Source organism: Sphingobacterium sp. B29, from assembly GCF_001952815.1.
Lineage (GTDB): Bacteria > Bacteroidota > Bacteroidia > Sphingobacteriales > Sphingobacteriaceae > Sphingobacterium > Sphingobacterium siyangense.
This window is the reverse complement of sequence record NZ_CP019158.1, coordinates 2,783,839-2,806,448: the sequence shown is the minus strand read 5'-3', so window position 1 is coordinate 2,806,448 and position 22,610 is coordinate 2,783,839. Positions and strand designations below refer to the sequence as shown.

Annotated in this window: 10 protein-coding genes; 1 reads left to right on the top strand and 9 read right to left on the bottom strand. The window is 43.7% G+C overall.

The window, feature by feature from the left end; all coding sequences use genetic code 11:
* Positions 1–76 precede the first annotated feature (76 nt).
* The 7 genes from BV902_RS11510 to BV902_RS11480 all read right to left on the bottom strand — a co-directional run bounded on the left by BV902_RS11510 (position 77) and on the right by BV902_RS11480 (position 16,494).
* The gene (locus BV902_RS11510; protein ID WP_075994731.1) at positions 77–2,521 is read right to left on the bottom strand and encodes a glycoside hydrolase family 2; all 2,445 of its coding nucleotides are present in this window, start codon (positions 2,519–2,521) and stop codon (positions 77–79) included.
* A 4-nt stretch (positions 2,522–2,525) separates the two neighbouring features.
* Positions 2,526–3,461 carry a hypothetical protein gene (locus BV902_RS11505; RefSeq protein ID WP_075992047.1) on the bottom strand — a complete coding sequence of 312 codons (936 nt, stop codon included), beginning with the start codon at positions 3,459–3,461 and terminating at the stop codon, positions 2,526–2,528.
* Positions 3,462–3,510: 49 nt separating this feature from the next.
* A complete protein-coding gene (locus BV902_RS11500) occupies positions 3,511–5,139 on the bottom strand; it encodes a RagB/SusD family nutrient uptake outer membrane protein (protein ID WP_075992046.1) in 1,629 nt (542 codons plus the stop codon).
* Positions 5,140–5,151: 12 nt separating this feature from the next.
* Entirely contained in the window at positions 5,152–8,289 is a 3,138-nt protein-coding gene (locus BV902_RS11495; RefSeq protein ID WP_216640463.1) for a SusC/RagA family TonB-linked outer membrane protein, read from the bottom strand.
* A gap of 27 nt (positions 8,290–8,316) precedes the next feature.
* The gene (locus BV902_RS11490) at positions 8,317–11,181 is read right to left on the bottom strand and encodes a glycoside hydrolase family 31 protein (RefSeq protein WP_237242104.1); all 2,865 of its coding nucleotides are present in this window, start codon (positions 11,179–11,181) and stop codon (positions 8,317–8,319) included.
* Between the two features lie 182 nt (positions 11,182–11,363).
* A complete protein-coding gene (locus tag BV902_RS11485) occupies positions 11,364–15,374 on the bottom strand; it encodes a hybrid sensor histidine kinase/response regulator transcription factor (RefSeq protein WP_075992044.1) in 4,011 nt (1,336 codons plus the stop codon).
* Positions 15,375–15,903: 529 nt separating this feature from the next.
* The gene (locus BV902_RS11480; RefSeq protein ID WP_075992043.1) at positions 15,904–16,494 is read right to left on the bottom strand and encodes a YdeI/OmpD-associated family protein; all 591 of its coding nucleotides are present in this window, start codon (positions 16,492–16,494) and stop codon (positions 15,904–15,906) included.
* A gap of 356 nt (positions 16,495–16,850) precedes the next feature.
* On the opposite strand from BV902_RS11480, the gene BV902_RS11470 reads away from it, so the two are divergent.
* Positions 16,851–17,255: a metallophosphoesterase gene (locus BV902_RS11470; RefSeq protein ID WP_172840667.1), complete on the top strand. Its 405-nt coding sequence runs from the start codon at positions 16,851–16,853 to the stop codon at positions 17,253–17,255.
* Positions 17,256–17,374: 119 nt separating this feature from the next.
* Here the strand turns inward: BV902_RS11470 and BV902_RS11465 are convergent, their stop codons facing one another.
* Together BV902_RS11465 and BV902_RS11460 are read right to left on the bottom strand one after the other, a co-directional pair.
* Positions 17,375–19,144 (bottom strand): RagB/SusD family nutrient uptake outer membrane protein, encoded by a 1,770-nt coding sequence (locus BV902_RS11465; RefSeq protein ID WP_075992040.1) that lies wholly within the window; start codon positions 19,142–19,144, stop codon positions 17,375–17,377.
* Positions 19,145–19,155: 11 nt separating this feature from the next.
* The gene (locus BV902_RS11460) at positions 19,156–22,401 is read right to left on the bottom strand and encodes a SusC/RagA family TonB-linked outer membrane protein (protein ID WP_083663568.1); all 3,246 of its coding nucleotides are present in this window, start codon (positions 22,399–22,401) and stop codon (positions 19,156–19,158) included.
* Between the last annotated feature and the right edge of the window lie 209 nt (positions 22,402–22,610).

The window sequence follows — 22,610 nt, the reverse complement described above, 5'->3', positions numbered from 1 at the left end:
GGTCCTACCATGGTAAAACCTTGCTCTTATTAGTGAACAAAAAACATACAGATCCGGCGCAGAACGGGGGCAATAGCTAGTTGGCTTCAAGCTGAATAACCCCCGAAATTAGTCCTTCACCTTTTGCCCTTACCCGTATTTCACCTTTGTTTTTGCTCGTGACAATCGCCAAGGCTTTACCATGAAAAGCATTGCGAGAAGCTGATTGGAAGCTTGTCAGATCCGTCGTATTGCCATTGTCTGTCGCCACAATTTTTGCACCGTCTCCCTTCACCTCAAATTCGATTTTATCGTCTGCATCAGGAACGATCGTACCAAACTCGTCCACGATATAGGCATGCACAAAGGAAAGTTCTTTGTTTGCCGAATTGAAAGTCAGGTTTTCTGAAGACAATTGTATACGATGCGCTTTTGCTGCCGTACGGATCGTTTTACTTAGCAGTTTCTTGCCACCTTGAAACGATATTACTTCAATCTCCCCTGGTTCAAATTCAACGGCCTTAAATACAAGGTCGTACCGGTCTGGGTCTCTGGACTGCTCCCCTATCTTTTTACCGTTCAGATAAAGCTCCACCCGGTCAGCCTGATTAAAATACACGACGATATCTACCCGGTCACCTTGCTTCCAATTCCAATGAGGCAATACATGTAAGATCGGCTTTTCTGTCCATACGCTTTGATACAGATAGTAGACATCTTTCGGAAACCCGGCTAGATCCACAATACCAAAGTACGAACTTCGTGCCGGCCAGGTGTACGGTGTGGGTTCGCCGAGATAATCAAATCCCGTCCATACATACATCCCAGCAATATGGTCATACCTTTCCATCAACCTCAAGCTTGTCTGATGATTTGAACCCCATGGTGTGAATACATTGTCGTAAGCCGATATGTTCCTGTCTTCATTCCCGCCAGAAAAAGGAATATCCCATCGTTCAGGCCACATGCGGCTAGAATCATAAGGAACCAAATCATACGTTCCGCGGCTTTCCAACGCCGAAGTGCTTTCCGTTACGATAAACTTCTTTCCGGGGTGATCCTGTGGGAAGCTTGCCCATTTCTTATGGTTATAGTTGTAGCCAATCAGATCTACCGCCGAACTCATCAGCACCGGATTTGCTTTGGAAAGCTCATTATTAGCAATGGTGGTCGGACGTGTGCCATCTAGACTATCGACGATTGCTGCCAGCGCGATCGGAATCGCTGTACCATCAGCTTTGGAATGCCATTGCTCCTGCGCTTCATTGCCCAGGCACCAAATAAACAGCGACGGATGATTCCGATCCCTTTTGACATGGTCAACAAAGTCCCGCTTGTACCATTCGTCCCAGTATAAATGATAGTCATAAGGGTTTTTATGCCCTTTCCAGACATCGAAAGTTTCACTCATCACGACAAAACCCAAGCTGTCGCAAAGGTCCAAAAACGCTGGAGCCGCAGGGTTGTGTGAGGTGCGTATCCCATTGACCCCCATTGCTTTCATGATGCGGAGCTGACGTAATGCTGCCGACGTATTGAATGCCATGCCCAAAGCGCCGAGATCACTATGTAAACAGACACCCCGGATTTTAAGCTGCCTCCCATTCAGTATAAAGCCCCGTTGCTGATCGAAGCTAAAATTACGTAAGCCAAATTTCGTAAGCTGTTCATCTAAAACCCGACCATCAACAATAAGTTTAATTTTTGCAGTATATTGATAGGGATTTTCAATACCCCATAAGACGGGATTTTCGAGGACTATCTGCTGAGCGGTGGAGTGCAGACCTGCTTTGACAGCGCTCAAGGTGGTACGTTTGCTTGCGACAACAGCACCTTGAGCCGAAAGAACCTCTGTCAGAAGCGTAATCTTTTTTGATTCCTCAAGGTTATACTCAATTTCCAGAGAGAGATCCACGACAGCACGTTTCTCACTGAGCTGCCCAGCTCTTATGAAGGTACTGTTCGTTCCTATGCTGACTGGATTCCGGCTGATTAATTTGACATCCCGATAGATCCCCGACCCCGAATAGAAACGCGAGTTGGGCTGATTCTTATTGTTTACTTTTACTGAAAGCAGGTTGTCTCTACCATCCCAGTATAAATAAGGGGAAAGCTCATATTCAAATCCGATATAACCATTGGGTCTTTTTCCTAAAAAATGCCCATTGATCCAGACTTCACTGTTTTCGTACACACCTTCGAATGCAATAAATATCCGTTGCCCGTACTCAGCCTGAGCCAGCTTAAACGTTTTTTGATACCATCCTACGCCACCATCGAGGTAAGCAGCCCCGCTACCTGCGGGGCTGTTTTCTCTAAATGGCATTTCGATACTCCAGTCATGGGGTAGATCGAGCTTTCGCCAGCCCTCTCCTTTTCGTCCATTGCTATATTGCTGGCTGCTGTCCAGTTTAAACCACCAGCCCCCATTAAAATCAATAACCTTTCTGGACTGTCCCCTTAAGGAGACCGTCGCCCCCAATAACAGGAAGAGCAGGATCATCATTCGGCTATATCCTGTGTGAAATAGTCGCTTCAACATAGGCTTATTTAGTCTTATTGGTATCCGAGGCATTTTCGGTCAAACTCTCCTTGTAGGCCTTGCTGATAAAATTAAAGGTCAGCATAGCTGCTCCGTCGTTCGAAAGCACAGGATCCCGCAATACCGCCAGTTGCATCGTATTCTCGGTCAGCGACATAATACGGACATCGCCCCAGTCGACAACGATCCCATCTTGTGGCTTTCCATGTAAAGGCGAAGCGCCGGTCATACGGATGGTTTTCTTTTCGGTATCGATATTAAAAGTCCCCTTCTGGACTTTCCCCAGCATAGCATGATTCACATTGATGTTTGCACCGCCTTTCAGATCAAAAGTCATACTTCCATAATCACCGGCAGGCATAAGCCAGCTATTGCCTTTCCAATCGGGTTCCCAGCTCCAGCTATCGCTATTTAAAGGCGCGGCTGTTTTATTGATGCTTCCCCACCAGTCACCGGTGCCGTAAAAATACATTGGACCTTTAAAGTAGCGGGAAATACCCTCAGCATCCAGATCGAGGTACCAGGTTTTCTCTTCCCCTGCCCCGCCCGTCAATAAGCTCCAGGTCTCGTCACTTATAAACTCGGCATACATCTGATCGATTTTAAATGTCACAGGCTCGCCATAGACAATACCACCACGCGTCTCGACACCAAATTTAACGGTGTACTCACCGGGAAAAGGCATTTTCAGGGTTACCTTTTTCTCCTGACTCCGTCCTTGTGGATGTTCCCACAATGGGGTGTATTTTGAATCCATCAAGCTGGTTAAATACACAATATTGGGATTGCTGGCATCATGTTCAACAGTAAAGGCCTTTCCCTTCTCCAACTGCGCCGAAGTGACATCGATGTCTCCCAGTGTATAATTCTCGGGAGAACAGGCTCCAAAGAGTACCATCGCCGCAAAAAAGCAGATGGCATATGTGAATATCTTTTTCATGTTTGTCTTGTTATAATTCAACCAATAGTAAGTCCTAGTATACCTGTGTTTAGTTCCATCCAGCATTTTGTTTCAGTACACCATTGGATAAGGTAATCTGCTTGTTAGGTATTTGCATAAATCCTTTCGTGGTCAAAAAACGCTCTTTAGTCACAGTGACCTTCTCCGGTACAGATCCACTGAGCACATCTTCGGTTGTTTCCAGTGTAGCGGCGGCATTATTCAGCCCCTGCCGCAATACATCCCAATAGCGGATACCTTCAAACGCAAATTCAAATTTTCTTTCCTTCAGAATATTGTTTTTTGAAACTGCTAGCGACACAAAATTGGTCTTATACGCTCTTTTCCTTACCTCGTCAAAGTATTTCTGTGCGTTTGCGGAACCGAGTTCTGCCGCCATAAGCAAGACATCAGCATAGCGGATGACAAAGTAATCCTGGTCTTGGGACAGTTGCATATCCTTATCCCCTCCGGTATTAGTGGTGCCGTCCGGCAATGCCGTGGGGGCGTATTTTTTTATGGTGTAACCTGTATACTCACGCTGGTCTTTCAGGTCAAATCCCGTGATATTCTCGCCATCGATATCAATAATTGAGGCAGTTTTGCGTGTATCCATGTTGTCAAACTCATTGAAGAACTTTTTGCTTACCGTACATGCCCCCCATCCTTGGCCATAAGGCGACCAATTTTTACCGCGCAAGCCCAGAAAGACGACCCAGCGGTTGCCATCAACATAACCGTTGTAGTTCGATGTATTGTTGAATTTCTGTGCAAATACAACCTCAGGATTTCCCTTACCGGCATATTTGGAAATATCTAGCGTATTATTGCTTGCATTGGGGATATAACTCGCTGCCGGCCACAGATTTTTGAAATCTGCCACCAGTGCAAACTGGCCGCTGCTGATAACTTCTTCGAGTCCCGCCAGGGCTTCAGCCTTGGAGACACCGATATCTTCGCCGCCATAATAGCCTGCATAAAATAGATAAACACGGGCCAGTAGCGCTTTAGCAGCAAATGGAGTTGCCCGACCATCATTGGTTGCCGCAGCTGACTTGGGGTAAGCTGTTGCTGGGATATTGGCAGCCGCAAATTTAAGGTCTGAAACAATCAGTTGATAAATCGCTTTGGGGTCCGACTGTGGAATATTCTCATTGGTCGGGCTCGTTAGCAAAGGGATGTTTTCGAATAGACGGACGAGATCAAAGTACATGGTGGCCCGCAGGAATTTCGTTTCCCCTTCGATACGTGCCCGCGCTGTAGTGTTGCCTGAAAAATCAGTGCCGTCCAATTTTTCCAAAAGTGTATTGCAGCGAAAAATTCCCGCGTAGTAATCAGACCAGGTACCATCAAAGATATTATTGTCCGATTGGGACTGCGCAATATCAAAACGGTCTATTGCCTGAAATGAGCGACCGTCTGTTGTACCTGTTCCGCCAAAACAATTGTCGGCGGCCACCTCTGCTGTCAGATAGAAAGACTGGCTCCCATTGGAGGTCGTCCGTTGATAACCATCATAACAGCCGACCAGAGCCATGTCAGCATCGGCTACGGTTTTATAAAAATTGCTTTCCAAAACGCTTGTCATCGGTTCGACATCCAAAAAACTGGATGAACATGATCCTAAGATTAAGGATCCAAATAACATGGAATGATAGATATAGCTCGTTTTTTTCATGATTTCTTGTGTTTAGAATTTAACATTTAGGCCAAATAATACAGTCCTTGGTCTTGGATAGTAACCGAGGTCGATACCCGATACCCAACCATCTGTTCCATAACCGATCTCGGGATCCATCCCATCATATTTGGTGAACGTAAACAGGTTTTGACCTTGTACGTAGAAGCGGATCTGATTAGCATACTTCCATTTGATCAGTTTCGACAGATCATAACCTAAGGTCACATTGCTGATCCGAAGAAAGTCTCCATCCTGAATATAAAGGTCTGAAAACTGCCAATTGACATTAGTTTCCGTAACACGGGGGATCGTACTGGAAGTACCTTCCCCGGTCCATCGGTCTAATATTCGTGTGGTATAGTTTGCTTGTTTATTGGCATGATTGCGGTAAGACTGTACAATTTTGTTTCCAAGGGAACCATAGGCATTCACCGAGAAATCAAATCCTTTATAATCCAGTCCAATATTAAATCCATAGGTAAAATTAGGCATGCCAACACCTAGATTTGTCTTATCCGAGGCATTGATAATACCATCGTTATTCTGATCTACATATTTTACATCGCCCGGTTTTACATCCGCTTGAAGGATACCTTTTCCAGCTGTTTTCCAGGCGTCGATCTCGGCTTGGTTCTGGAATAGCCCGTATGTTTTATACCCCCAGAAGTAGCCAATGGGCAGGCCGTTTGCGGCACGGTAAAATTCTTCCGAGTTATCGTATAACATGGCTGTCTGTCCGTGGATAATACCATCTTCAGTTGGTATCTGTCCCACCTTATTTTTGTTATAGGCTCCATTTACCCCAATGCGATACTTGACTTCATTGATCTTATCCGCCCAATTTAGCCCCAGTTCCCCCCCTGTATTCTTCACGTCACCGCCATTGATAAAAGGGGGCAACGTTCCGGTTGTCGCCAAAACAGGCGCTGTAACCAGCCAGTTTTTCGTTTTTTTGACATAAAAGTCGGCAACAACATCCAGACGGCTGTTCGCAAATTTGGCATCAAATCCGATATTGGTCTGTTCGGAAGTTTCCCAGGTCAGATTCGGATTGGATAAGCGGCTCGGATAAGCCCCGGCAATATTATTGTTGCTCGTTCCAAAGACATAATGTGCGCCGGGGTTGGACGATGTAATGCCTGTTGAGGTACTGATGGGTGCCGCATATTGAAAATCAGCGATATCCTGATTACCCACTTGCCCCCATGAAGCGCGGAGTTTAAAGAAGTTTACAGCCGCTAAATGTTCTTTAAAAAACTCTTCCGAAGAAATTACCCAGCCTGCCGATACCGAAGGGAAATATCCCCAACGGTTGCTGCGCGAAAATTTAGAGGATCCATCTGCACGCAATGTAGCATTCAACAGGTACTTTTCCTTATAATTGTAGCCCAGCCGTCCAAAGTACGAGACCCTACGGGTGATGTTCTCAGGTTTTCCTGACACCGTACGCGTTTCGACGACGTTTCCTTTTTCATCCAGGTGTGCCTGGCCTGTAGTATTGTCTAGGTAAGCATGTGCAAAATCATTGAACTGCGAAAGCAGATTCCAGTTGGACCCCGAAAGGTAAGTTCCCTGGTAACGTAGCGATTCCATACCGACCATGGCCGAAAAGCGATGATCCGTATTGATATCAAAGTCATAAGAAGCTGTATTTGTCCAAGTCAGCGTATGACCTTTGCTCATATTCTGCGAGGTTGTTGTATGATCTTGGTTGTAGGTGTAGATGGAAAAGCGGTATAAGGGCGTAAAACTTCTGTATTCTGAAGCATAATAGTTGAATCCCAGCAATGAGCGGACCTTCAAGCCTTTGATCGGTTCGATTTCCGCAAAGATATCGGCTAATAGTTTTTGGCCATCATTGGCGTTGTTCGAATTGGTCATCATCACCCCATATGGATTGCTGTCCCCATTGTACCAAGGTGAATTGGAAGTATCATTGAAAGGACTTCTGTACAAGCCATTGTCCGAATACACCGGTGACAAGGGCGAAGTGGCAAACGCACCACGCAGCGTATTGCTGTACTGATTGCCTACACTGATGCCTCGATTTTTGATGTAGTTAAAGTTGAGGTGCTGACCTATTTTCACAAAGTTATCGAAGAGTTTATGTTCCGAATTCGTCCGGAAACCATAACGCTGATAGTTGGAAACGTCTTTACCACCGACAATCCCCTCCTGACCAATATAATTCATCGATAAGGCGTAGGTGGATTTTTCACTGCCGCCAGTCAGGGCAACATTGTAATTGTCCATTTTTGCATTATCCTTGAACATATAATCCATCCAATTGGTATTGGCTAGACCGTCCATGCCGTTAAAATCAATCAGCGCGGCCCCCGAATTCAGCGATTGCTCATTCATGATCAGCTTGTACTGATCTGCATCCAGCAATTTTGCTTTACGCGAAACGTTCTGAATGCCCGTATAGCCATCAAACGACAGCACGTTTTTTCCCGCAGCGCCCATTTTGGTGGTGACCAGGATAACCCCGTTGGCAGCCTGCGAACCATAGATGGCGGCCGAAGCTGCGTCTTTCAGTACGTCGATAGATTGGATATCGGCCGCATTCAAGACCGAAATATCCCCTCCCGGAACGCCGTCGATGACGTACAAGGGGCCCGAATTACCGATTGTTCCCAACCCCCGGACGACGACCTTCATATCTGCTCCCGGCTGACCGGAAGTTGATGTAATGGATACACCCGGTGCTTGTCCCTGAAGCGACTGCAGCGGGTTCAATTGATTGCGCTTCTGCAGTTCTTCACCCTCCACCTTCAAATTGGCTCCTGTATTCAGTTTTTTCTTTTGTACACCGTAGCCAATGACTACCACCTCTTCGAGATCGGAAGCTTGCGGCTGTAGGCGGATCACCATATTGGGACCAGTAATTTTAACTTCCTCCGTTTTGTACCCTACGTAAGTAATGGTCAATACAGTCCCTGTGCTGGCTGCAAGAGAAAACTTGCCCGATTCATCGCTGCTCGTTGAAATCTTCTGATTCTTTACGCTGATACTCGCACCCCCGATCGGCAATCCTGAATCAGCCGAAACAACCGATCCGGTGAAGGATTGTGCCCAGACCAAAGAGGTCACGCTGGTCATGACAACGACGGCCATGCCCCTGCTCAACAATTGTTTGCTTATCATATGTCTTGATTTATAAATTGGTTTTTATTATTTTAATTTGACCTGCAAGGCTTTACTTGCATAGGTTACCACTGTAGATTTTGCTGATGAAACATCCAGTCCGACGGCATTCCTGTCGCTGACAAAAATGATATTGAACTTTCTTTTGGTCAGCATGCCGTCGAAATCTCCCTGACGGCTGGCCAAAGACAGCGTCTGTGCAGAATTGTCGTAGCTGAAATCAATGCGGCTATATTTCCCTTTTTCATAATTATAATTGCTCCCTTCGTCTTCATAGAGTGAAAACTGACCGTCTGCTCCGGCATAGATATAAATATCCAGTACATCCGGCTTTTTCTCGGCCGTATACTGCATGACCGGCCCAATGGGCACGATTGCTCCGGCTCTGACATAAACAGGGATACGTTCGTATGGTGCTGCAATAAGCAGATCCTGCCCGCCTGCTACCATCTTGCCACTGTATAGATCATACCAGCTGGCTCCTTTTGGAAAGTGTATCTTGCGTGAGGTTGCTCCTTTTTCTGTGACTGGACTGACGAGCAAGGATGGCCCCCAAAGGTATTGGTCGTTGCTGTCGAATCCATCTTTGTCCTTCGGGAAATCCATGGCAAGTCCACGTATCATCGAATAGTCCTCAAAAAAAGTCTTTGCGGCAAGACTGTAATTATAGGCCAGTAATTTATACCGCAGATTGATCGCATAAGTCATGCTTTTATAGGCCGGATGATCCACAGGAGCGATATTGTACGGTTCGCGGTAGGGATATTGTCCATGCGCCCTGAACAAAGGCAAGAATGCCCCGTATTGGTACCAGCGGCTATTCAGCTCGCGCCACTCCTCCAAGTCCGCCGCATTAGGTTTGTGAAACCTATTTTCAACCAAAAAGCCACCCGCATCCATGGTCCAATAAGGTGTCCCGGACATCGAGAAATTGATGCCCCCGGCAATCTGATCTTTCATGTCATGCCATCTCGAAGCAATATCGCCGCTCCAGGCCGCCGCCGCATAGCGCTGCTGCCCTGCAAAAAAAGATCGCGTCAGAATAAATACCCGTTTGTTAGGATCTGTTTCACGCTGGCCCTCATAGATACCCTTGGCATTTTGCAATGGGAACGCATTATAGTAGCGAACAGATGACCCTATACTCGGCTGAAAAACCGATTTACGCTCGTCCAGATCAATATTGGAGTGAATATCTGGTTCGCTGGCATCCATCCACCAAGCATCGATCCCAATCTTGAAGAGGTTGTTGTTCAACAATTTCCAGAACCCATCGCGTGCCGCTTTGTTGAAAGGATCATAAAATGTCGAGGTATAGCCCTTTCCGATCCAATCTTTTCTGCCATCATAAATATTTCGTGGATAAATCCATTTGTTAGCCTTAAATTCTTGGTATACGAAAGACTCTTCATTGATTTTGGGCCAGGCCGAAATCATGATCTTAAAGTGCTGATCATGCAGCTTCTTCACCATGGCCTGAGGATCTGGGAAACGCTTTACATCAAATTTCTGGCTCCCCCAGTCATTTTCAGCCCAGTAAGACCAATCCTGCACAATATTGTCGATTGGAATCTTACGTTTGCGAAATTCAGCTGCGACCGCTTCAATTTCCGCTTGCGTCTTGTAGCGTTCTCTGCTCTGCCAAAATCCGAAGCTCCAAAGCGGCATAATCGGTGCCTTACCGGACAAGTGGCGATAACCTGCAATGACCTCATCCATTGATGCGCCATGAACAAAGTAATAATCTATGGCATCGCCAGCTTCCGAATTAAAGGAAAATACGTTTTTACGCGCTTCCGGGATAGGACTCTGCCAGTTTAAGGTAAAATAAGACTCCCCTCCATCTGGTATCCATTCCATGCGGATCTGGTGGGTCTTATCTTTCTGGAGGTTTCTCTCAATCTCAAAGGTACCTGCATTCCAGGATTGCCGCCAGCGGTCGGCGACCAGCTCCCCATCAATCCAGACTTTCATATAACCCGAATATTTAAAATGCAGCACATGTTTGCCTGTGTAGGGCGAAGAGAAACTTCCGGCATAGATGACTTTGCTTTCGGACAGATTTACGCCTTTTGGAAACTTGTGCTGATCTGTTAGGTAGCCATAGTCAATGATCGATTCCGGTCGGGATAGATAAACCTCTTCGCCCTTGTTCCGGTTTACATAGGTTGCTGTGAGCCAGCCCGGTTCACCTTCTTTTGATTGCAGCTTAAAAGCATTTAAGGGCAATAACGGTCTCACGTCGCCCGCTTTTGTGATGGAGTAATTGTGCCATAAAATACCATAGTTATTGGTGGACAGTAAAAAGGGTATTCCGATTTCTGTATTATATTGCAGTAACGAAACCTGTTTTCCGCGGTTATAATTCATCACCGCATTCTGATGTTGGCCGAGTCCATAGATCCCTTCTTCAGCATTGACAATAAAGTCTTGGTTAATGTGATAAAATGCATCACCTTGATAACTATTGGCTAAGAAAGAACTTGAATTCCGCTTTGCTTCTTTAAGGATGGATTGCCCCTTAAGATCAAAAAATTCCACTTTACCATTCATCAAGGAAACCACTGCCTGCATATTGGCCGTTTGTACATTTACCGTCGAGTCTGTCGAGCTTACCGCGAGTGATTTTACTTGCCGGCGCAGTGAATCAACGATCACTAAGCTTGTTTGTCCCGGTAAGACTGCACCAGCCGGAACAGCTGTGACACGCACAATCTTGTCGGTTACGACATCCAAATAAATATCCTGATCAATGGAGGTCTCCGAATTTTTGAAGCTGACCTTAATACCGGAAGGCATTTTTTCATAATGAGCTTTATTGGCTTGGCTAAATCCCTGCTGCACGATTGCTAAGAGCATCAAACCACTTAAAGCGTACGTTAAGTTGCGCATTTAAATAAGATTTATTGGTTACTATATTCCCTTGGTTATTACGCGTCCTTTCCTATTGAAAGAACAGATCAAATATAGAATGCAACCGGTTGTATAAGGGGTATGTTTTGTTAACTTTTAGGGGTTATTTTGTTAACTTATGCGGGAATACTCGCGGGAAACACTATCGACAATTCACTTATTTACAAGCTTTTTCGATAAAAAGACGGCAGGTTACCAAATGCAGATTTAAAATATTTGCTAAATTGTTTCGGATTTCCGAATCCAACTTCATAAGCGATTTCAGCCATCGATAATTTCGAGTTTTGAACCAGATGCATGGCGCGCTTGAGCCGAATATGCCGGATGTATTCCATCGGTGAATAGCCTGTGATGGCAAGCACCTTTTTATAAAGCCCTACGCGGGTGAGGTTCATTCTTTTGGCTAGCAGTTCGACAGAAAGCGAAGAGTCACTGAGGTCCTGTTCAATTTCCTTTACAAGCAAACAGATAAACTGTTCATCAGCAGATACGATATCGGGCTGCGCCAGATTAACGTTGATCTGTTTTTTATACCGTTTTACCAACGTCTGCTGCTGATGGAGTATCTGCGCCAATTTTGAACGCAGTAGACTGATATTAAAAGGTTTGTTTATATAATCTGTTGCACCTGCCTGTAAGGCCTCCAGTTCAATCTTCTGATTGACTACCGCAGTTACAATCAGCACAGGGATATGAACCAACTTAGCCTGGGCTTTTATAAAGCGGCAAAAATCCAGTCCGCTCTCTCCTGGCAGGCTGAGATCGGTGATGACAAGATCGACCTGCTGCTTGCTTAGGATCAATTTTGCATCATTAATACTTTGTGCAGCGTGAATTAGGTAGACCGAACTCAGGGTTCGCTCCAAGTAATGAAGGAAGTCAATATCATCTTCCACCAATAAAATAGCGGGTTTATCCTGCTTACTGCTTTCGACGGGATCGGCGCTCGTTACGGCCTTATTTATGGGCAACTGAACATTAAATGTCGTCCAGCGCGCATTACTACTCAGCCTGATATTTCCACTCAAGAATTCGACATAGTCTTTGACAATAGAAAGCCCGATGCCTGTACCCTGATTCAGTTTTCCATTTGGCACATCCAGTTGTATGTAACGTTCAAAAACGCGAGCTTGTAAATTTTCGGGAATCGCTATACCCTGATTTTGAACTTCAATACACAGTATCTTTTCTGTTTCTTGTTCAGTGATTTCGGCATTGAATGTCACAATACCGGATACTGGGCTAAATTTGACCGCATTTGACATCAGATTGAAAATAATGCTTTCCAATTTGTTTTTGTCAAACCAGGACAGATATGTGTCTGGAGCGATATTGAGCTGCAGCGAGATCTGATTGCTTTGAGCTATCCCGGCAAAGGCATCAAGCTGTTCGCGGATAAATCCCATGAGGTCCCCATATTCTTCGTTCAGTTCAAGTTCACTTTTCTCCAATTTTCTAAAGTCCAGCAGCTGGTTGACCAATTTAAGCAGACGGTCTGCATTCTTCTTGATTAAGTTTAGGTCGGCTTTTTTTTCCGGATGCTGTTCTTCATCCAGCAGCTGCTGCGCTGGAGTTAGAATCAAGCTGATCGGAGTCCTGAATTCATGGCTTATATTGGTAAAGAAACGTGTTTTCAACGCATCCAGTTCCTTTGCCTGTGCAGCCTGTTCCTGAGCGAGGTAAAGTTGATTGCGCGTCCTGACACGCAGTTTTGTCAAATAAAAATAAGCCCATAGGACGACTAGTATCAAACAGGCATAAAAAAGAAAGGCCATTGTTGAACGCCAAAACGGTGGCTGTATATCGATTGTCAAAAGTAGTACACCATCTGACCAGCTACTTGAATCGATAGCATGCCGAATATACAAGCTGTAGCTGCGGGTGTCTAGATTGGTAAAACTGGCCCGCATGGTTCCCGGTTCAAAATCAAACCATTCATCACTTAGACCAGCAAGCTGATATTGGTAGAGTCCATTATGTTGCTGTAGGTAGTCAAAGGTTGAGAACTCCAGCGAAATGGCATTGAGGTTGTACGGAAGCCTCAGTTCCTTAAGATTATTCAGGGCTTGATCGTAAATGACCCGGCCCGAAAATTCTTCACCTACGGCGACCCGCTTGTTGAATAAATAGAGATTCGACAAAAGCGGCAAGATCAGTTCACTTTCGCGGCTAATTTTCGCAGGATCAATAAAATTGAACCCCTTTGGCCCGCCAAAGACAAGTCTTCCGTCCTGCATTTTTAAAGCAGCGTTTTCATTGAATACATTCCCCTGAAGGCCCAATTCCTGCGTAAAATTGCGGATGATAAACTTCTCTGCCTGCCCTGTACCGACAATCGCCGACAGGCCTTTGTTTGTGGAAGCCCAAATATCACCTTGATCATCTACCAAGAGCGCCAGGATTGCATCGTCGCTAAGCCCATCTTGCTGTGTAAGATAGCTTATTTTTGCACCATCAATTACATGCAGTCCCTCTTGTGTCGCTACCCAAATACGACCAGTTTTGTCCTCTTTGATATCATAAATTAAATCATTCATGAGTTTCATAGGCGAACTGGATGTATTGATATAAGTAACCTTGTCGTCGGGGGCCAACAATGCCAATCCTGTAGCTGTGCCGATCCAGAGACGTTTTTTTGAATCCTCAAATAAGACAGAGATATAATTGCTGTTGATGGTTTGGCCCTGCCGTGTATATGTTTTCGAAAACTGTTCTGTTTTTTTATCAAAAAGGTACAGGCCGGTACTTAGCGTTCCTATCCAAAAACGATGTTGACTATCTTCATAGATCTCCCATACACTATCGTCATTCAATTTTCCGGGAGCCGAGTCACGGTGGAAAACCTTAAAACTTTTGCCGTCAAATCGACACATACCACCTCGATAAGTTCCTATCCACAGCCTGTCTTCCGCATCCAGCAATAAGGAAACAATCACGTTGCTGCTCAAACTATTGGGATCCTGAGGATCATGCAGGTATTGCGTAAAGGTTTTCTGACTGATATCATAATAGAGCAATCCCCCACCATTTGTCCCAATCCAGAGATTACCCTTTCGATCCTGTACAAACTTATTGACATCGTCAAAGGGAAGTGATTTGGGAAGTCCAGGATAGTTCTTGACTAAGGAGAATAATAACAAGTTGGGATGATAATAACTGATGCCGCCTTTGTATGTTCCCGTCCAGATAATACCTGACTTATCCCGATATAAAGCCGTTATGCTATTGTAAGGTAGACTTCGTAAATCATATTTATCGTTACCGATGATTTGTACACTTTTTGTTTTTTTATCATAAACATTGATCCCGCCATGGTCAGTTCCTAGCCAGAGGTGCCCTTTATCATCTTGCACGATATTGCCTACAAAAGGATTGGATAGTTCTTTTTGGAGATGTTGAATTGATCCATCTTTCGGGGCAAACCAGTATACACCGATTGGAATATCCTTTGAGAAGATCCATATCGCCCCATCCTGATCGGCAAATAGATTATAATTTACCAGCTTATTGCTGATCGGCAATAAGCTAGTTTTGGTACTTCGCAGTGATTTCGTATCAATGTGGCCCAGCAGACCATTTTCGTAGATTACCCAGATCGTCTGGCCTTGCCCAGCTATCACATCGGCGATTCGGTTGTTCTTGGTCAACTGCGGTACAGTACGATAGGTTTTCTTTAGGCTATCGTACAAGATCAGCGAACGATCGCTATACAATAGTGCAAAGGTCTGCCCTTCCAGCGGTCTTATCGTATGTACGTCTTTGACGGGCAACTTTAAGCGAGTCAGTATGGAATCAAGCTGCTGGACGATAATGCCTGAATGCTGATCATAGACATTCATCCGGTTGCTGGTACGGATCCATACATTGCCTTCTGGTCCCTCAAAGATTGCGGAAATCGAATTTCCACTCAGCCCGGTACGTTTATTGGCGGAATAGCGAAAATTTGTGAATTGCGCCCCATCAAATCGGCTCAGGCCAGATTCGGTACCAAACCAGAGGTAATTGTACTTATCCCGGAGTGCGCAATTGACATGATTATGGACCAGGCCCTGGTCAGAAGTTAAGGTTTTAAACGCATATGTATTGACCTGGCTCCAAACTGAAGATGGCCCTAAGAAAAGGAGAAGAAAGAGTTGGAGATACGCGTATAAAAAAGACTTAAGCTGCTGCATTGGTTATCATCTCCCCAATGATACAAAAATTGAGCAAATACAGCAAATCAAGTTGCTATTAATATAAGCTTTAACATGGTTTTTTGATCGTTTCATCATTATACAACACGCACTATCACCTCTTATCATATTTCCAATATAAAAAATGGCATTATTGAGACAGCTATTCTTTATCCGCTAACCAAGTTACCATATTGCGATCACGTTCGTAAGTTAAATCGGAATAATACCATTTTTACAGGGGGTTACAGGGGGGTAGCAAGGGTTTACCCCTGTTAACCCCCTGTTATCCCCTTGTTAAACCCCTGCTAATAGTAGAACTGGTATAAATTAATTAATACGTTTTGTAGGAAAAATTGAAAATCAGTTTTACAATGAAGCGCTTCCAAAAGATTGCTATTAAATAGCCATGAAAATAGCACTATTTAAACAGCCCTATCAGGCAATAGAATTGCTAAAACCAGATGTTTAGATCTGACTAAAAATTCTTTATTTACCACTCGAAATAGCAGTTCAAAATACTGGAAACTTACTGAAATTGCTTAGGCCTGTCTTTTTCTGCTGCTCTTGCGGCAATCTCATCAATGCGTTTTTTGCGGGTCTCTGGTCTTTTGGCGAGAACAATCCATTGCAACATCATTTTTTTGACGGATTTACTCAATGCAAGAAAATAATCTTTTGAACCAGCGTAATGTTGAAATGCTTCATCCAAATCCTGTGGAATAATTAATTCTTCCACACTGTCCAAAATTGACCAAGAACCATTTTCTTGTGCAATTTTTATAACCTCATACCCCGCTGGAGTCATCAGATTCGCATCGATTAGTTTTTTAACTTTTTCTTTATTGATTTTAGACCATGTACTATTTGGCTTTCTTCTACTAAATAGCTGCATAAATGAATAGGGATCAATCGGCCTCCTCGTGCTATCAATCCAGCCAAAACACAAAGCTTCATCCACAAGTTCTGTCCAGTTGACCACCGGTAAATTTGATTTTTTAGTATTACAGATCACCCAAATTGATTGTGTTATGTGATGATTGTTTTCAAGCCAAAATCGCCACTCTTCCTTTGTATTCAGGTAAATAGTGATTCTCTCCGCAGAATTCCGTTTGATCATTGATATAGTTTTTTAGTCCTTACTGGTATGGATAAAATTTGTCTTTTGTGAAAATACGTTTTTTCTGAATACTAGTCATCCATGTTTTGCAGAACAACAACGACCAGCTTGTCCTATTGACAATATCAGCCCGCTGCTCTATTTTCCATTTTTCCTCACTCGCCAAATGATTATTTTTCGTAGGCGCCAAGTCGATAGCGTCGAATAGCGTAAAAAAAACAGCAACAGCCAATAATGGTAATTAAAGTCAAGCTAATCAGGATTTTCTTTATCATACGTATTTATTTTTGCATTTCGTTTCAAATAATAAGTCCTTAAAAAATTACAATCAACACAGAAGTGAATGGAAAATCCTGGTGGATAGCCTACAGACAAGCGGAAGGAAAAATACGCAACCCTGGAATGGCGGGGTTGACCGTAAACAACTCAAATGGTTACAAAACGAACTTGCCCAAGCGCGGAAAAACAAAGAGCATGTGATCCTATTGACACATCATCCTTTATTGCCAGAAAACGGCTATGAAACACTCAATAACCGGGCGGTTCTTGATATACTATACAAATTCCCCGAAGTTAAGCTGGTACTTTCCGGTCATAATCATAAAGGCAATTATGTAATGACAAATAATATTCCTTTTGTAACCATGGAAGGCATGATCGAAACAGTTACCAGCAATGCCTATGGACTTTTGGAACTCTATCCGAAAGAAATCAGAATCAAAGGCCAAGGTAGACTCAGTTCAAGAGTTTTTAAATTATAATCCAAATAGGGCTCAGTCGGATGATTAATAAACTCACCATAAATGAGATTTAAATAAAACACCCGCAGCAGCTAAAGCCGTTGCGGGTGTTTTTTATTGAATGGGTCTAGGCGAAAATACTATTCCATCGTTGGATTAAATGTTCCACCCCAATCTTTATTCTGCTTGATATTTGGGTTCTTGTCAATGACCGACTGCGCGACTGGAAAGAAATAATAGGTATCGGGTACCAAATTCACTTTGTTTCCTGTACTTGGCACCTGCAAGACGCTATATTTGAACTGATTTTCTTTCAATGTGTATGTTTTGGCCAATGCATTGGCATCATCCAGATTCATCTCAGTTCCATTTGAATTTATTGCTATCGCTTCAACTCCATGTTTGGTTGTATTGTTCAGTATATTGAGCTTACGTAACCTTCTTAAATCCCAAAAACGATGTCCCTCAAAGCAGAACTCAATATTACGCTCTGCCAAAATAGCTTCACGCATTTGCTCCTTCGTGGTTGCCGTTATGCCATATTTATTGTCTGCGCCCGGCTCGATTCCCGCTCTTTTCCTAATTTGCGTAACCAGGTCTAAGGCCGTCGCAAAATCTCCTGTTTCATTTGCCGTTTCAGCATAATTCAATAGGACCTCGGCATAGCGCATCAACACAAAGTCGACATCATACTGAGTTTCCACTTCGGTTTGCTTTAATGACAGTTTAGAATTTTTTAAGATAAAAAACCCGCTATATCGATCCAAATTGGACGATGGAGTTTTTGCGTTCGGGTTAATGCCAAAGTCATCTAAAGCCGGAGCAATACCGACAGAAGTATATTGTCTTTTGCCGGTCTTGCCGGAAACTTCATAGATTTTGGCATTCCACACAATAGATTTGTCAAAACGCGGATCGCGGTTTTCCCAATAGGATTGTAAAAATTGTTCTTCTGTCTTATGGTATTTACCCGTTTGATCGGAATATAACTTTCCATCTTTCATTGGAAAAGCTTTTACAAATTCCCAGGATGGAACGGAACCTGCCGGCCCCCTACTTTCGGATCCCGGACGTACACCATTATCCCAATTGGCAACTTTATTTGGATAGGTATTAATCACAGCAAAAACAACCTCTGGACCCTTTTCTACCAGGGCAATGTTGGAATAATCTGAAGTCAAACTATAGCCATCCGTCTTCAGCTGATCATAAGCTAATTTATTTGCGGTATTGGCCTCCTGCCAATAGGCATTTCCATAAGGATTGGAAGGGTTAAACTGTGGAGAAGCCTTATACAACAATACCTTTGCTTTAAAAGCGGCTGCAAAATCACCATCAATTTTCCCATAATCTGCCGTTCCTTTTGCAATTGTTTTTGGCAATTGTGAAATAGCCTGATCCAGATCTTTAACGATCAGCTCAAAACATTCTTTTGTCGAATTGCGGGGGACATTAAGATCATCATTTTTTAGGTCTTGCGGCACAGTAATATAAGGAACACCGCCGTGGATCCTGACCATGTTAAAATACATAAAGGCACGCATAAACAACGCTTGGCCAATCACCGTTTTTTTAAAATCATCTTTTAACGAACTACTTTCATTGACTTTCTGTATAGCCGTATTGATTTTCCGGATGACTGTATAATCCCATGATTTGTAAGAACCATTGTTGACGGTAACCGCATCCAATGGAAAAGCGATCCCGATTAGTTGTTCCGAATTTCCGTCCGCACCAGAATTCCAGTTACCAAATAGTGGATATAAATTGGCAAGATAGCCGTTCACTAGATTTGGATCAGCCCATACCTTAGCCTCATCCAGCGAATTGAGGTCCTCAATGTCCAATACATTTTTACAGGAGGACATGCACAAGGCCAATGCAATTAAAGGATAATATATTTTTTTCATCTTTTTTTCATTTAAAATTTAACATCAAGTCCGAACGTAAAGGTTTTCATGACTGGATAAGAATCATACAGCTTTTGTTCGGGATCATGAAACTCTTTCATTGGCGAAAAAACAAACAAATTGGTCCCATTAAAAAACAGATTGACATCTTTCACACGCAATTTCTCTGTCATGCTTTTCGGCAATCGATAAGAAACATTAATGTCACGTAAGCGCAAATAGGCTCCATTTCTTATCCAGAATGACGAAGGGGCTGCACCGGATTCGGCCCAGCCAGAGTATCCTGTTGGCCGCGGATATTTGGCGTCGGTATTATCCGGTGTCCAAACATCGGAAGCCCAAATTGGATAATATGGACGGAAGGTATCACCGTGCTGGCGCATTCCGCCGCCTTCTTGATTACTGATCATGCGATCATAAGCAAGAACTCCCTGAAATAAGGCCGAGACATAAAAGCCCTTCCAGCTTGCATTGAATCCAAATCCATAATTGATGCGCGGAGAATTATTGTCCGACAATAACTGCAAATCGTTATCATCAATTTTCCCATCCGGACCACCGGAGTAGTTCGCTCCCTGAATATCTTTATATAAGATCATCCCAGGAAAGGGATCCCTTCCGTAGGTCTTAAATCCTTTTGCTTTCAACGCATCAGCTTCAGCCTGTGTCCTAACCAAACCAAGGGATTCTAAGCCGATAATTCTATTCTCAGGTCGTCCAATTCTCGAGCGAAAGTTCTGCGGCTGGCCCGATGCATAAGATGGTTCTTCGTCAATGATGTCCCAACGGTCTTTGGCATACCCCAGATTGGCATTGAGACCATAAGCCACTTCACCAACCTTGTCATTCCAGTTAAAAGAAATCTCGCCGCCTTTATAACTTCTCGCCGCATAGTTTTCAGGAGCAAGTGCACGACCGTAATTGTCAGGGACCTTCAGCGATCTTGGGCCAAGAATATTGGTTTCCTTGCGTGAAAACAGATCAAGGCTACCGGTCAGCTTATTATTAACAAATCCAAAATCCAAACCCAAGTTGACACTCTTAGAGGTTGTCCAGGTTAGATTTTGTGTTGGGGTTGCACCATACGCAATACCATTATAATAGCGGTCACCAAACATATAGCCGCCCGAGGTGGTATACTTTTCTAAATAACCAAATTGCCCGATTCGATTGGCATTGACATCCAAATCGTTACCCGTTGTACCATAAGAAGCTCTGAACTTCAAATCCGATATCGTATTTTTTATATCCGTAAAGAAGTTTTCGTCCGACACACGCCAGGCTGCTGATACTGAAGGAAAAAATCCCCAGCGCTTATCTGTCGGGAATAATGGTGAACCATCATAACGAAAAGAAAACTCCGCAATATATTTATCAGCATAATTGTAGTTGGCACGCCCGATGATACCACGTCTCGAATCGATCGTTTCATTGGCCGTTGTCGACCTGAAGTTGCGATCTGTAGGATAAATAAACATTTGATCCAGGGCTGTAATTGGATTTTCTGCCCGTGAAGTGACATAAGTCCCTCCTTTTTTGGACTGTTCATACACCAATGTTCCGTCTACGGCATGTTTACCAAACTTGCGGTTATAGTTTAAAAACCAGTTTACCTGATATTCCCACAATCGTTGTGGACTGTAATCCATGAAAGGCTGGCTCTGACTAAAAGTAAAAATATTAATATTAGCTTCTGATGGCGGAGCTGGTATAAAGCGGTTGTCATTCGGGTTTAAAGAGGTAAAGGTATAGTTCTTTTGAAAACTCATATAACGCTTGCGCATATAGTCTTGAGCAATGTAACTTCCTACAACTTTTGTCGAAAGGCCCTGTACCAATTTATCCAGCTTCAAGTTTAGGGTCATAATAGGATTGACCTGCCGCACTTTACGGTCTATATAGCGATCTCCGATGACCTGATCGATCACATTCCACGCCTGCCAGCTTCCCATAGGGGTCTGTACAGGAAAAGCCGTTGGTGTATTGCTTGGCGTTCCATCTGCATTCAGGTAAAAAGGATACATCTTTGGCCAGTTGAATGTAACACGGTAGAAATCGGATACATCAAAATCATCATCATTGGAAGATGTGCTAAAGGGCCAAAAAAAGCGCTTCGAATTCGTCTGGTTGGCTGAAATATTAAAATCCATGCTAAAATCTTCGGTAATCTGCGCGGAGATATTGCTCCGTAGGTTAAATTTCTCATGATCCAAAGATTTATACGATCCATTTTCTTTACGGTAGCTCAGCAAGCTATAATAAGTAATTTTGTCGCCACCCCCATTAACCGATATCGATTGTCGATGTGTAAACGGATTGCGCCAGATAACGTCATTGGCATTGTAATTTTTGTCCTTGAAATAATCAAACTCTTTTTGTCCATTTGGGATGGAAAGACCACGAAATTCAGCGACCCGGTTTTGATAGGTGAGTTCATCTTTCGCAGTGGTTAAGTTAGCTAGGAGCTCCTGTGTTGGTGTATTGAAAGTATAATTACTTTGTACATTAAAAACTGGTGCTTGCGCTGTTCCTTTTTTTGTCGTTACCACCACTACACCATTACCGGCCCGGGTGCCATACACTGCGGCAGTTGCAGCATCTTTTAAGAAGGTCATTTGGTCAACCTCGTTCGCTTCAAGCACATCGAATGCAGCTTTATCACGAACCACGCCATCAATTACATAGAGTGGCTCGGCAAAACTCCCCCGTATACGTAAGCTCGACGATGCCCCGGCCATCCCCGAAGTATTGGTTACGTTGACACCCGCGGCTCTACCGGCGAGTGAATTGGAAAGATTTGAACTGGGGATGTTTTTTAACTGTTCTGCATTGACGGTAGCCACCGAACCGGTAATATTCCCTTTCCGCTGCTTACCATAGCCAATGATCACGACCTCTTCAAGTGCTTGATCACTCGATACCATGACCACGTTCACATTACCTGTGGAAACGGCCACCTCCTGTTTTGTAAACCCTTGGTAGTTCACGACCAAAACATCACCGCGCTTTGCGCGAATAGAAAAAACACCTTGTTGATTGGAGGACGTTTGAACGGATGTTCCTTTGACGGTGATGGTAGCACCGGCTAATACCTGACCTTTCTCATCTTTGATGATCCCTGTAACCTGATCTTGATCGACAATAGCATTGATCGGATCCAGATTCAGCGCGTAAGAATCAGGCTGACTAAACAGCAGGCAGAGCCCCAAAAGGCTAATGGGTCTCGCCTTTCCATGAAGAAAAAAATTTCTCATCATAATTACAAATTGGTTTAAAATAATAAAGAACCGTGGGGTTCAACTTTGGTTTATTGACTTTGCATGCCTCTCTTTTTATAAAAAACAGCAAAAGTGGATTAGATTGCCTATTAAATTTAAAAAACAAAATCATATTAACGAAATTAATATGATTTTTTAATCTAAAATTCACAGAAACGTTACATGCTTAAATAAGGAATGGAAATGCC